At 58.6% G+C, this 13,312-nt stretch carries 12 protein-coding genes; all 12 read right to left on the reverse strand.

The features are described 5' to 3' along the window. Window positions 1-79 precede the first annotated feature (79 nt). The gene (locus LKE65_RS10595) at window positions 80-991 is read right to left on the reverse strand and encodes a lysophospholipid acyltransferase family protein (protein ID WP_278741314.1); all 912 of its coding nucleotides are present in this window, start codon (window positions 989-991) and stop codon (window positions 80-82) included. Continuing rightward, window positions 988-1,965, reverse strand: a complete 978-nt coding sequence (gene lpxK / locus LKE65_RS10600) for a tetraacyldisaccharide 4'-kinase (protein WP_408744101.1) — start codon at window positions 1,963-1,965, stop codon at window positions 988-990. The genes LKE65_RS10595 and lpxK overlap by 4 nt, the downstream gene beginning before the upstream one ends. Window positions 1,966-1,967: 2 nt before the next feature. Then, a complete protein-coding gene (locus LKE65_RS10605) occupies window positions 1,968-3,959 on the reverse strand; it encodes a glycosyltransferase N-terminal domain-containing protein (protein ID WP_278741316.1) in 1,992 nt (663 codons plus the stop codon). A 4-nt stretch (window positions 3,960-3,963) separates the two neighbouring features. Then, entirely contained in the window at window positions 3,964-4,455 is a 492-nt protein-coding gene (locus LKE65_RS10610) for a DUF934 domain-containing protein (protein WP_086645935.1), read from the reverse strand. Further along, window positions 4,442-6,133 (reverse strand): nitrite/sulfite reductase, encoded by a 1,692-nt coding sequence (locus LKE65_RS10615; protein WP_278741317.1) that lies wholly within the window; start codon window positions 6,131-6,133, stop codon window positions 4,442-4,444. The genes LKE65_RS10610 and LKE65_RS10615 overlap by 14 nt, the downstream gene beginning before the upstream one ends. A gap of 23 nt (window positions 6,134-6,156) precedes the next feature. Then, window positions 6,157-6,504 (reverse strand): DUF2849 domain-containing protein, encoded by a 348-nt coding sequence (locus LKE65_RS10620; protein ID WP_095349145.1) that lies wholly within the window; start codon window positions 6,502-6,504, stop codon window positions 6,157-6,159. A gap of 81 nt (window positions 6,505-6,585) precedes the next feature. Continuing rightward, on the reverse strand, window positions 6,586-7,650 hold the full coding sequence (locus LKE65_RS10625) for a sulfate/molybdate ABC transporter ATP-binding protein (protein WP_095348861.1): 1,065 nt from the start codon (window positions 7,648-7,650) through the stop codon (window positions 6,586-6,588). Beyond that, window positions 7,647-8,450 carry a sulfate ABC transporter permease gene (locus LKE65_RS10630; protein ID WP_086645932.1) on the reverse strand — a complete coding sequence of 268 codons (804 nt, stop codon included), beginning with the start codon at window positions 8,448-8,450 and terminating at the stop codon, window positions 7,647-7,649. Before LKE65_RS10630 ends, LKE65_RS10625 begins: the two co-directional genes overlap by 4 nt. Continuing rightward, window positions 8,447-9,298, reverse strand: coding sequence for a sulfate ABC transporter permease subunit CysT (gene cysT / locus LKE65_RS10635; protein ID WP_086645931.1), 852 nt, complete (start codon window positions 9,296-9,298; stop codon window positions 8,447-8,449). The genes LKE65_RS10630 and cysT overlap by 4 nt, the downstream gene beginning before the upstream one ends. A 121-nt stretch (window positions 9,299-9,419) precedes the next feature. Next, window positions 9,420-11,300 (reverse strand): adenylyl-sulfate kinase, encoded by a 1,881-nt coding sequence (gene cysC, locus LKE65_RS10640; RefSeq protein WP_086645930.1) that lies wholly within the window; start codon window positions 11,298-11,300, stop codon window positions 9,420-9,422. Window positions 11,301-11,326: 26 nt separating this feature from the next. Then, window positions 11,327-12,121 (reverse strand): sulfate adenylyltransferase subunit CysD, encoded by a 795-nt coding sequence (cysD, locus tag LKE65_RS10645; protein WP_048853880.1) that lies wholly within the window; start codon window positions 12,119-12,121, stop codon window positions 11,327-11,329. A 60-nt stretch (window positions 12,122-12,181) separates the two neighbouring features. Beyond that, window positions 12,182-12,880, reverse strand: coding sequence for a phosphoadenylyl-sulfate reductase (locus LKE65_RS10650; protein ID WP_341461192.1), 699 nt, complete (start codon window positions 12,878-12,880; stop codon window positions 12,182-12,184). Window positions 12,881-13,312: the final 432 nt, after the last annotated feature.

A 13,312-nucleotide genomic window follows, 5' to 3' on the forward strand; every position in this document is an offset into this window, starting at 1 on the left:
ATATTTTTATAAACAGCTTTTGTGGCAGCCCATCTATGGCAGCAATCACCCGAACTGCACGAGCTTGCGGCAATGTCTCTTAACGGTACAGCTCTTTAGCCCAGCGCCTGTGCAACCAGAGCCAGCTTGATGGATTTTTACGGATCCATTCTTCTAAGCGGTTATTCACCATCTGCACCAGTATCTGCAAATCCTGCCGTTTATCCCCTGTATCGGGGAGTTCCAGCGGCGCTTCCACAACAATACGCAAGCGGGCAGGCCCCAGACGTTCCACATAACCGGGAATAACCGGGCAGCGGTAACGTAACGCCATGGCGGCAAGGGCTGGGGCAGTCATGCTCGGGCGATTGAAAAATGTGGCTTCAATCCCGTCGTTCATTTTCTGGTCCACCAGCATGCCCACACGCCCTCCGCCAGACACATAGGCCAAGGCTCCCCGAGCACCCTTTGCCCCTTTGGCAAAAAGGGGAACAGGCGTAGCGCCCATGGCTTTGTTCCGCAGCGAACGGAGTAGGGCGTCAACCAGCGGGTTAGCCGCAGCACGGTAAAACGATGCAAAAGGCGTGCCATGCCGCGCCACGGCAGGGGGCAGCATTTCCCAGTTACCAATATGGCCTGATACAAACAGAACAGGCCCACCCCGCAATGCCTGCTGCGCCAGATGTTCCGCCCCCTGCACCTCAAACCCCGGCCCTGCGGGAGTGTTCTCCTGCAAGGCAGAAAGATGCGGCAGTTCGCCTATGGTCCGGCCCAGATTTTCCCACACACCGCGTACAATGCGCTTGTGGTCCTGTTGATCCAGTTCCGGCATGGCCAGCTCCAGATTACGTCTGATAATCCGCGATGTAGGAAGCCACGGGCCAAGAGCCCGGCACAACAGGCCAAGCAGGCTGGAAGAATGGTCAGGCCGCAAACGCTCCAGCAGCCACAGCAGGGCAAATGCTACCCAGGCTTCCAGCCGATAACGTACGGCCACGCTCCGGGCCTTCATGCCGGGGCGGCCAGAAACATATCCAGCAGGCGTTCAGGCACCGTTGGGTCCTGCCAGACCAGCCGCACGCCAACCTCAGCCACATTTTTACGAAAATCGGGGGGCAGGCGCATGGCATCCTTGGGGGTTGTAACAAGTTGTGCGTCCAGCCGGTTGGCCAATGCCAGAAGCCGCTCTATATCACGCCGTTTATACGCGTAATGGTCGGGGTAAGGAAGGGCGCGGGCAAGGCTTAAACCAACCCCTTGCAAACCCTTAAAAAACTTCTCCGGTCGGCCAATGCCTGCAAACGCCACACATGGGCGGTGCACAACACTTGGTGGAATAGCACACTGTTCCAGATCAGCCCATAAAACGGGCAGGACAGCCGTATGCTCAACAGCTCCGGTCTGGTCCGCCCCGATCACCAGCAGTGCATCGGCTCGGGCCATAGCATCCCCGACCCTCTCACGCAGTGGGCCTGCAGGGAGGACGCGCCCATTCCCAAACCCCACTGCCCCATCCACAACCAGAAGCGAGAAGGTTTTCTGCAAAGACGGGTTTTGAAACCCATCATCCATAATCAGGCAATCTGCCCCGGCCTGCACGGCATGGCGTGCGGTAACACTACGGTCCCCACCAACCCAGACAGGGCAATACTCCGCCAGCAATAACGGCTCATCTCCCACCTGCCGCGCAGTGTGCCGGGCAGGGTTAACCCGGATGCCATTGGCCTCACGCCCACCGTAACCACGCGTCAACACATGCGGGTTACGCCCCCGCGCGCTCAGGCGCTGCACCAGATCAATAACCACCGTGGTTTTGCCCACGCCCCCCACACTCACATTGCCGCAGCACAAGACCGGCACGGGAGCCTGCCGGCCCGGCCTGCGCATTCTGCTGCGCGCAATACCCGCAACACCCCATGCCAGGGGCGCGAGCAGCGTGGGCCAGAAGCGGGCCTGAGGATTGCCCCAGAATGCAGGAGGGGTCAGCCTTACCATATGAGTTCCAGAATCTGGTGGGCCAGATCATCGGGCAGGGTTGCGTTAACCGTTGCCACGACCTGTGCCTGCTGTGCCAGCACAGCCCGCTCATCAGGGCAGGAGAGCATCTTTACAACCCATGCGGCCAGAGACTGCTCATCGTGCACAACCTGCACGCACTCATGCAGTGCCTGATAGGCCTCCTCAAAATTATGGACCCGCGGGCCTGTTACTACAGCACAGCCAAGGCGTGCGGGCTCAAACGGGTTATGTCCTCCACCGGGGCAGACCGGTAGGCTGTTGCCAATAAAGGTACAATCCCCCAGCCTGAAGAATAGTCCCAGTTCGCCCAGCGTATCACACACCCAAAAAGCATCCCGCTCTGTGGGGAGAGCATTCTGCGCCCGCCTTGGCGCTGAGTTTAAACGGGATGCGATGTCTGCCCCGCGCTCGGGGTGGCGCGGCACAATAATGCTCAGCAGGTTGGGGTATGTCTGGCGAATAATGTGTGCTGCACGCGTTATGACCCCCTCCTCCCCCGCATGGGTGGAGGCGGCTACAAATACGGGGCGTTCCCCTATAACTACCCGCAAATCGGCCAGAGCCTGAGCATCCACGGGCAAAGGAGGAGCCGCGGTTTTCAGGTCTCCCGGAGAGAGTTGTGAGAGCGCTCCCAAAGACCGCAGGCGCTGTGCATCCTCCTCCGTCCGGGCAGAAACCCATGCGAACGGGGCCAACATCCGCTGCGCAACACCGGGCACACGCTGCCAGAACCGGAAGGACGATGCAGACATCCGCCCGTTGACCAGCACTACAGGCAGGTTACGGGCGTGGCATGCCCCCAGTACCGTGGGCCACAACTCACTCTCGGTAAAAACAGCGGCCTGTGGTGCCCAATGGTTTAAAAACCGCTGGCACCACCTTGGCACATCCAAGGGCATGAACTGATGTACAACCCGGTCGTGCGCAAAGCGCTGCGCCACAATGGTGCTGGCTGTAACCGTGCCCGTTGTCACCAGTACAGTAATATGTGCGTTCTGCCGCAAACAAGCCTGCACCAGCGGCAGAATAGACAAAGCCTCTCCCACACTGGCGGCATGAAACCACAAGAGTTTGCCAGACGGGCGAGGGCAGGTGGCAAAACCCATTTTTTCGCGCACCCGGCCGGCGACTTCCTTCCCCTTGCTCTGCCGCCAGCGCAGATAAAGCGGAAGGGCTGGTGCCAGCAACGCCCCCACACCTTTCCATATATGCGAAGGGCATGTGACCTGCGGCCTGAGAGCAATATGCCCGGCGGCTGCGTGCTGCTGCTCCACCTGAGCCTGCTCCATAAGGTTGTTCATGTGGGTTTGCAGGTTAAAGGCCGGATCCTGCATCTGGCAATCCGGGGTAGGCCACAAAGGTGCACCACTCACAAACACACCGCGCCCAAAAGGAAGGGGAAAAAACATTTTATCCCATGATTTAAGCCGTATGGCCCGGCAGGATGCCCCCATGGGAATGACAGGTTTGCCCACCAGCCGCGCCAGCGCTTCGGCCCCCTGCTGCGTCTGCCTGCGTGGCCCACATGGTCCATCGGGGGTAATGGCAACCAGGCAGCCATGCAGCAGGCTGGCGCGCATACGCAGCATGGCCGCAGCGCCCCCCTTACTTTTACCTCTTGTATTTGATGAACCGGCTATGGACCAGATCCGCCACGGCGCAACCACATCGGCTATCACCCGGCCATCGCTATTGCGGCTCACCAGAACCCGCAGATGCACTGCAGGATTCTGGCGCTCAGCCCACCACCACAGGGCGGGAGTTAGGGGCAGCACCTCATGCCAGAAAGCCACAACGGCTGTCCGCCCCTCCTGACTGGTCAGGTAAAGGTAGGATTGCGGGTCAATTTTAAAGGTCCATCGCGTGGTCCGCAATGCGAACCCGAGGTAGGCCCGGATGGCCCCCACAACAATGGATCGAAAAAGCCCGCTTGCACTCTTCCACACCCGTGGCACAGCCATACTCTCAGGGAGTCAGGAACCGCCTGAATGCAAATCCTTCCGGGCGTTCGTTCAGAACGGACGGCTGGTAAGCAACCGTTATCCGCTCATGCGCCTGCTGCCACACCGCCAGATCGCTCTGCTCGGGAATAACAAGCTGGCTAACACCACAGCGGAGCAGGAACTCATACTGATCCGGCAGAAAATGCCCCGTTACACGCACGGCACCGGCAAAATGCAGATGCTCGCGCAAGGAGCGGGCCTGTGTAAATGCCCGCCCATCCCGGAAAATAGGAAAGTTCAGGCTGACAAGGTCAAGGCGGGGCAGGGCTTCCTTTAGGTCGCTCACCCGCTCGTCAGGCTTGAGCACAATGCCCAGACGCCCTTTGCCATTCCGCCCAAGCCCTTCGGACAACCGGGAAAGAGGCAGCAGAATGTCGCCATCAGGTAGGGGCTGGCCATCCTCAACCAGCGTCCATCCATCCTGTACAATCTGACCGTTCTCAAGCAGTGGCATAAGCTGCGTCCTTGAATGGCGCGGCGCCTAGGCGGCGGCAGGTTTCAATAAAACGTTCGCCCGGCTTGCGCTGGACCAGATAGGTATCAACAATTCTGGCAATTGCATCAACCGTTTCATCCTCAGACATGGCCGAGCCAATAATCTGGCCGATGGAAGCATCTTCCCCGCTATTACCGCCCAGAGTGATCTGGAACGCTTCTTCTCCACGTTTATCAACACCCAGAATACCAATATGCCCGGCGTGGTGATGACCGCAGGCATTGATGCAGCCTGAAATATTCAGCCGCAGCGCGCCAATTTCCTGCTGCAGGGCTGCGTTGGAGAAGCGCTGGCTCAGCTTCTGGGCAATGGGAATGGAACGGGCATTGGCCAGTGCGCAGTAATCCAGCCCCGGGCAGGCAATAATATCGGTTATCATGCCGATATTGGCCGTGCCCAGACCATTGGCGCTGAGCACCTGCCACAGCGCGAACAGGCTATCCTTGCGCACATGCCCCAGCACCACGTTCTGCAGGTGTGTAATCCGCAGCTCGCCAAAGCTGTACTGGTCCGCCAGATCTGCCAGCAGGTCCATCTGGGCAGATGTAACATCCCCCGGAATACCACCAGCAGGCTTGCACGAAATGGTTACACTGCAATATCCGTCCTGCTGATGCGGGTGGGTATTGGTGCCTACCCATGCGGCAAAGGCTGGGTCCACCTTGGTCTGGGCTGCCAGCTGGGCAGTACCGGCAGAGGCATCCTCAAACACTGGGGTGGCAAAGCGGGCGCGAATGGCAGCCACGACTTCGGGCTGCAAACGGTACCGGCTGCGATCCATGGCCATGAACTCGGCATTGACCTCATCACGGAACGCGCCAAGGCCCAGAGCCTGCACAAGGATTTTAATCCGGGCCTTGTAAATGTTATCGCGCCGCCCGTACGCATTATAGACGCGCAGAACAGCTTCCAGATACGCGATAAGGTCTTCTTCTGGCAGGTCATCGCGCAGTTTTACGCCAATAACCGGGGTACGCCCCAGACCGCCGCCAACATAGACCTCGAATACCGCGCGCCCATTTTCCCCCTTACGTGCGAGCAGCCCGATATCATGAAAACGGGTGGCAACACGGTCCTGCGCACTGCCGGAAATGGCAATTTTGAATTTACGCGGCAAAAACGTAAATTCGGGGTGCAGGGTGGACCACTGGCGCAGGATTTCCGCATGTACGCGCGGGTCCAGAACTTCATCACGGGCAGCACCGGCAAACTGGTCGGATGTGACGTTGCGGATGCAGTTTCCGCTGGTCTGGATGGCGTGCATTTCCGCGTCAGCCAGAATATTCAGAATATCAGGCGTATCTTCCAGCCGGATCCAGTTGAACTGGATATTCTGGCGCGTGGTAAAGTGCCCGTAATCCCGGTCATACCGCCGGGCAATATGGGCCAGCGTGCGCATCTGGTTGGCACTGACAATACCGTAGGGAATAGCCACCCGCAGCATGTAGGCATGCAGTTGCAGGTAAAGGCCGTTCATCAAGCGCAGGGGTTTGAACTCATCTTCGCTCAGGGCGCCAGAAATCCGGCGTTGCACCTGATCACGGAACTGTTCGACCCGCTGTTTGAGAAATGTACGGTCAACCGCGTCATACGCATACCGGCCGACGTCTGCTGGGGGCTGGGGAGAGTGGGGCATGGTTTTGGTCCGTCGGGTTTTATTCAGGAGCCACTTGCAGCTGCGGGGGCGGGCTGCCAGAGGGGCGTAAATTCAGCATGAACACTCGGGCCTGCGGCACGGATACGCTCGCGCGTAGTGCGGGGGCGCGGCCCGTGCGCGGTCTCTTCCACCTGCACACCGTAAACCCCCACCACATTATCCGCCCCTGCACGGGCATTTTGGGAACGTAGCAGGTCTTCCATTCCATCATTGGGGAACAGGCATGCCTGACCAATGGTCAACTGCCATTTTCCCTGCGCATCCAGCCAGACAATCCGGCCATCAAGCAGACGGTTGGCTGTAACAACACTACAGCCTTCAGTATCACGACGATTATTCCTGCGATCCACGCTCATACCTTTCCGCGTATTCCACGACAGAAAATTACATAAATTTTCGTCTTTATCAACATATCACGCATCAGACGCGTATCATGCACACAATAGTCCCTGACGGAACAGGCGGGAACGGCTGATGTCCAGCGCGACACCCTGCACCTGCACATCGGCCTCATCCACCGGGCGATAAAACGGCACAACCCGCTCCCCAAGCTGGAGCGTATAATGCCTGTAGCCATTCCGCGTACCCCGGGGGGCTGCGTAAATGCTCAGCACATCCTGTTCCGATGCCGGCTTTTGTATGTTCATTTCATACGGGCGGATCATGGCAACGGCAGGACCGTCTGTCACACCCTCGGGAACGGCAAAAGGCAGGACCAGCGCGTCATCCGGGATCATGCGGCCATGCCGGACTTCCCCGGAGAAAGACACGGCTTCCCCCAGAAACTCCATCACAAATTCAGTCGCGGGTTGCTCATCCAGATCCATGGGGGAGGCATCCTGCACAATTCTACCGGATTGCATGACCACAATACGGTCCGCCACCTCAAGGGCTTCTTCCTGATCATGCGTGACCAGAATGGTGGTCAGGCCCAGCGTATCATGCAGTTCACGCAGCCATGTCCGGATAGAACGGCGTACAATGGGGTCCAGCGCACCAAAAGGTTCGTCCAGTAGCAGAACACGCGGCCCTGTTGCCAGCGCGCGCGCGAGTGCCACACGCTGCCGTTGACCACCCGACAGCTTGGCAGGGTGCTTGCCCCCCATGCCCTGCAATTGCATCAGTTCCAGCAGTTCTTCCACCCGCCGGGCAATCTGGGCGCGGGCAGGGCGCTCCGCACGGGGTTGCACATCCAGCCCAAAGGCAATGTTGCGCGCGACCGTCATATGCGGGAACAGGGCATAGTTCTGGAACACAAACCCCATGCGGCCCGCACGGTCCTTTACGCTGGTCATGGGGTTATCATCCAGCAGGATGGACCCACTGCTGCAGTTATCCAGCCCGGCTATGGCGCGCAGCAAGGTTGTTTTGCCAGCCCCCGAAGGCCCGACCAGAGCAACAAACGCGCCATCGGGCACTTTGAGGGACACGTTATCCAGCAATGGCTGCCGCGCGCCCGGAACCAGACGAACCAGATTGCAGACCTCAATACTCACGCCTTTTTCTCCTGCAACCTTGCAAGCCATTCCGGTGCGGACCTGAGCAGAACCGCACTCATGGCCATAAGCGCCAGCAAAGCGGCCATGGTAAAGGCCGCGACCGACTGGTAGCCGTTATAAAGATTTTCAATATGCAACGGCATGGTTTCCGTCTCACCCGGGATATGGCCGGACACGACTGATACCGCCCCGAACTCCCCCAGAGCACGGGCAGTTGTCAGCAACACGCCGGAAAGCAGAGCCCCGCGTACACCCGGCAGGGTGACATGCCACAGAACCTGCCAGAACCCGGCTCCCGCCAGAACAGCAGCTTCCTCCGCATCTCGCCCCTGCACCTCCATGACCGGCATGACCGTGCGTACGACATAAGGCAGCGTTACAAACAATGTGGCCAGAATAATACCCGGCACGGCAAAAGCGATATGGATATTCCACCGCTCCAGCAGCGGCCCAAACCACCCCTGGGCACCAAACAGCAGCAACCAGACAAGCCCCGAAACAACGGGCGAAATGCTCAGCGGCAGTTCCACCAGAATTTGCAGGAACTGCCGCCCCGGAAAGCGGAACTTGACCAGCACCCACGCTGCCAGAATACCAAAGAGGGTATTGAGTACAACAGCCACAACACTCACGCGCAGTGTCAGCCAGATAGCAGCCTGTGCATCGGGGTCGGACAACGTGGCCAGAGAGGCCCCAACGCCATCCTTGAGCGCTTCGGTCAGCACCAGTGCCGGGGGGGTCACAAGCACGACAAGAATAAAAAGCCAGCTTGCAGCCCATACCACATAACGGGTCATGCTGGTTCACTCCACACGGCAAAGCGACGGCGCACACCACCGATCAGTGCGAGCGAAAGAAGTGAGACGCACAACAGCACAAGGGCAATGGCGGTAGCACCCGGATAATCAAACTCCTGCAACCTGACCACGATCAGCAGAGGTGCGATTTCGCTTTTAAACGGCTGGTTACCCGCAATAAAAATAACGGACCCGTATTCCCCAATGCCACGGGCAAAAGCCAGACCAAACCCGGTTATGAGCGCGGGCAGAACGGGGGCGGCAATAATGCGCACAAAAATCTGCCATGGCCTTGCCCCCAGCAGATGTGCAGCTTCCTCCAGTTCCTGCGGCAGGTTGCGCAGGACCGGCTCCACTGCACGCACCACAAAGGGCAGCCCCACGAACATAAGCGCCAGCACAATGCCAGCCTTGTTGTAGGAAACACTGACCCCGAAAACCGCCAGCAGGGACCCCAGCCACCCGTGCGGCCCATAGAGCGTTGCAAGCGTAATGCCTGAAACGGCCGTAGGCAGGGCCAGCGGCAGGTCGATCAGCGCATCTGCCAGACGGTGCCCCGGCAGGTTACCCCGCGCCAGAGCCCAGGCCAGCAGCAACCCGCATGGTATGTTGCATGCTGCGGCAATAGCCGCGCACGAAAAACTCGTCCACAATGCCGCCAGCATGCGACTGTCATGCAAGGCAGACAGCATGGAGCCTGTGCCACCCTGCCACGGATAAACCAGCAGGGTAGAAAGAGGCAGAATGATAAAAAAGCCCGTCCACGCCAATGTTAGCGTGAGCGACAGCCTGTAGCCGGGCAGGGCAGAGCCGCCAGCCCTAAAAAAAGCAAGACGCGACAGAGTCATGACATGGCACTCATATATCTGCCTGCCCACCTTTTAAAAATCGTACCTTACAGGCGAACAAGAGCGCCTGAAAAGTGGCCGCCACGACCTTTATGCCGCAGCGGCCATTCTTGCTATAATATCAGGACCGTGCGCGGGCGCTGCCACCGGAACGCACACTGCCTTCCACGAAGGAAACAAGCTGGGAGACCGCTTTTTCCACGCTCCCATTGCCGGTTGCCACACGCAGGGCAGGGGCCTGTGGGGCTTCATACGGAGCATCAATGCCGGTAAAGCCGCTAATTTTCCCTGCACGGGCCGCAGCATACAGGCCTTTGGGGTCACGCTGTTCGCAGGTGCCCAGATCGGCATCCACAAACACTTCCTCAAACCCTTCACCAATAATCTGGCGAGCCAGTTCGCGGTCCGAGCGCAGGGGGGAAATCAGGGCAACCAGCACCACCTGCCCGGCATCGCGCAGAATACGCGCAACTTCTGCCGCACGGCGCACGTTTTCGGTCCGGTCGGCTTCGGCAAAGCCAAGGTCCTTGCACAGCCCTGCACGCAGTGTGTCCCCATCCAGCACGCTCACGTCCACACCTGCGGCAAACAGAGCATTTTCTGCAGCCCGTGCCAGCGTGCTTTTACCTGCACCCGACAGCCCGGTAAGCCAGAACACACTGCCTTTATGGCCCTTAACGCGCTGGCGGTCCTGCGTGGTCACAGCACTAGCACTTGGGTGAATGGCTTTATCGCCCACGGCAATTTCTGCCGGGCCAATAAGGGGAGCACCCCCTACAATGCGCTGCTGCAGGTCCACCAGAACACCACGCCCGTCCGGCGTGCCCGGAGCAAAGGCATCGAACTGAATGTTCTCTGCTGCGGCAAGCGTGATTTCAGCAAAGCCTTCGGGTGGCACTTCCGTGCCGGGGTGCATGGTCAGGTCGTCCAGATTAACAACGGACTCAATGCTGGTGACAGTCACCGCATGTTCGGCCGTGGCCAGCCGCAGGCGGAAGCTCTCGCCCACACGCAAAGGCTCCTGCCGCAGCCAGAACAGGCGGGTCCGCACGCGCGATGCCTGAGTGGGCGGGGTGTCCACATGGTGCAGCAGATCGCCCCGATCGGGAATAACGTCCGGCTCCAGCGTAACCGCAATGGACTGGCCTGCCGAAGCACTCACATGCGGGGCAGTGTGCCAGCCTTCAATCGAGGCAATGCGGGCAGGGGTTTTCTGGGTACCAATAACAACCGTATCGCCCACACGCACCCGGCCACGCTCAATACGGCCAGCCACGTAACGCTTATCCCCAAAGCGATAAACGTCCTGCACGGGCAGGCGCAGCGCCAGTTCCGAGCGGGAAGCGGGCGTGGGCACACGTGCCAGTGCTTCGGTCAGGGTTGGGCCGTTGTACCAGGGCATACGGTCGGAGCGGCTGGCAATGTTGTCCCCATCCCGGGCGGAGGCAGGAACAAAATAGGCGGCTTCCAGCCCCAGCTTGCCCAGAAGTTCGTTAACCGAAACCTCAACAGCTTCAACCTTGGCCTGATCGAACTCAAGCAGGTCCACCTTGTTGAGCAGAACAATAACATGCCTGATCCCGATCAGGTGCAGCAGCATGGCGTGGCGGCGGGTCTGCTCACGCGCACCTTCCACGGCATCCACCACCAGCACGGCGGCCTCTGCATCGGCCGCACCGGTGATCATGTTCCGCAGGAACTGGCGGTGGCCGGGAGCATCCACAATAACGTATTCGCGCGAACCAAGCCGGAAGGGAATACGGGTAGAATCAACCGTAACGCCCTGATCACGCTCGATCTGCAAGGAATCGAGCAGGAAGCTCCATTCAATCTTCAGGCCGCGCTTTTTGGAGGATTCAATGATCTGGGCAACCTTGCCGTCCTGCAGGTTATCCGTGTCATGCAAAAGACGCCCGATAAGCGTGGATTTGCCGTGGTCAACATGCCCCACGATAACGATAGGGGTTGCGGCATCCTGAGAGGAAGAAATCGTATCACTCATTTTCGTTTTTTCCGATCCACGCTCTATCAGAGATAACCAGCCACGCGCAGGCGTTCAAAGGCATCTTCGGATTCATGGTCCATGGCCCGGCCCGAACGCTCAGACGTTTTGGTTGTTTCCAGCTCTGCAATAACTTCTGCCAGAGTTGCGGCATTGCTTTCCACGGGGGAGGTAATGTCCGCATCACCCAGAGAGCGGTAACGCTTGCCGTTTTTAGCAAAATACAGGTCAACCAGCGGAATGCCTTCACGCTCAATGTAACGCCAGATGTCAATCTCGCGCCAGGACAGGAGCGGATGCACACGGATATGCATACCTTCCTCGTGCGGGGTGGCATACTGGTCCCAGAATTCGGGCGGCTGGTTGCGAATATCCCATTTATGGCTTGCACCACGCGGGCTGAACACGCGTTCCTTCGCACGGGTGCCCTGCTCATCACGGCGGATACCGGCAATAACACCCTGCAATTTGTGCTTTTCGATCATGGCGGCAAGACCAGCGGTCTTGCGGGCGGCAGAACGGGCAGCAGGCGGCAGGGAGGGGTCCATTTCCTCTACCGGCGGGCAATCACCCAGCAGCAGGTCCAGTTCCCATTTTTTGGTATATTCGTCCCGGAACTGGTACATTTCGGGGAATTTTTTACCCGTATCCACATGCATGACAGGGAAGGGGACGCGCCCGAGGAACGCCTTTTTGGCCAGCCAGACCATAACATTGGAGTCCTTCCCCAATGACCACAGCATGGCAAGCGGCTTTAGCTTACGATAAGCCTCCCGCAGAATAAAAACGCTCTGAGCTTCCAGTTGATCAAGATGATCCATGTTCCACGACCCTGTAGTTTTAACGGGTAAGGCTGATGTTTTAGAATGCGGCACGGCAGGTTATCCTGCGACGTGAATCCCACATTCGGTTTTGTTCAGGCCAGACCAGCGGCCTGACCGGGCATCTTCATGCCCATCCACCGGACGCGTGCATGGCGCACACCCAATGGATAAATATCCCTCGGCCACCAGCGGGTGCGGTGGCAAGGCGCGGCGCTGCATTTCTGCAGCAATATCCTGCGCACTCCAGAAGGCCAGCGGATTGATGCGGATCTGGCCATCGCCACGCTCTTCCACAATCTCCATTGCCGCGCGTGTTGCGGCTTGCCCACGCTTGCGGCCGGTTACCAGCACGTCGTACGGCAAGGAGGCAACATTCAGCGGCTCTACCTTGCGCAGTTTGCAGCAGGCATCGGGGTCAAAGGCCCAGAGCTCTCCCGTTGGGTCACGATCGCTGACCTGTTCGGGGGACGGGCCAATATCCTCAACATTACTCAACCCCAACACGTCGGCCAGCTCGCGCCGGTATGTGAGTGTCTGGGGGAAGTGCTTGCCCGTATTAAGGAACAGCACCCTCATGTCGCGTTCAGCCTCCGCTACAAAGGCGAGCAGTAGGGCGGATTCCGCACCAAAGGACGACATAACCGCCAGCCGGTCCCCCAGCAGAGCATGGGCCGTGCGCAGCAGACGAACGGGGTCATCCTGCACGGCACGCAACTGCTCGATAACACCTGTATTGTCAGAAGACAAAATATCCACAACCCATCACAGTGAATGACAGAACCTTATATAACTACTCCTTATAGATATATTTCCGCAAAAACAACATATAAAAATAGACAATCCTCCCCATCACGCACCACATTGCACTATTTTATTTTGTGCAATTGGCGCCCTCAAGCCTGCTCCGGGACGCTAACCGGACAACGCACCATCAACTTGCAACCACGGCTTATTCACCAGCAAGGGCGAGGACATTGTCTGGACGCTTGATATGGCCAAATCTCGGCCAGTACACCGCCAACAACAATTGAAATGCCTCTCAATCCATCGGAACGATCACTTATCAGGGCAGAGTTAAGCCAAAAGACAGGATACTCGACGCCAAATTCCGGGTTTTCAGGCCTATCTGATGTGCATACATGAACACCACAAACGATCCGCAGTATCCCATTTGCGCACCCATTTTTG

The sequence above is a fragment of the Acetobacter fabarum genome (assembly GCF_022483405.1).
Taxonomy (GTDB): Bacteria; Pseudomonadota; Alphaproteobacteria; order Acetobacterales; family Acetobacteraceae; genus Acetobacter; species Acetobacter fabarum.

Bases quoted from the DNA above. Each gene is read 5' to 3' on its own strand.
- cysT (WP_086645931.1), bottom strand. From the start codon at position 9,298: ATGACTCTGTCGCGTCTTGCTTTTTTTAGGGCTGGCGGCTCTGCCCTG.
- cysD (WP_048853880.1), bottom strand. From the start codon at position 12,121: ATGGATCATCTTGATCAACTGGAAGCTCAGAGCGTTTTTATTCTGCGG.
- LKE65_RS10610 (WP_086645935.1), bottom strand. From the start codon at position 4,455: ATGCCACTGCTTGAGAACGGTCAGATTGTACAGGATGGATGGACGCTG.
- LKE65_RS10615 (WP_278741317.1), bottom strand. From the start codon at position 6,133: ATGCCCCACTCTCCCCAGCCCCCAGCAGACGTCGGCCGGTATGCGTAT.
- LKE65_RS10630 (WP_086645932.1), bottom strand. From the start codon at position 8,450: ATGACCCGTTATGTGGTATGGGCTGCAAGCTGGCTTTTTATTCTTGTC.
- LKE65_RS10595 (WP_278741314.1), bottom strand. From the start codon at position 991: ATGAAGGCCCGGAGCGTGGCCGTACGTTATCGGCTGGAAGCCTGGGTA.
- cysC (WP_086645930.1), bottom strand. From the start codon at position 11,300: ATGAGTGATACGATTTCTTCCTCTCAGGATGCCGCAACCCCTATCGTT.
- LKE65_RS10605 (WP_278741316.1), bottom strand. From the start codon at position 3,959: ATGGCTGTGCCACGGGTGTGGAAGAGTGCAAGCGGGCTTTTTCGATCC.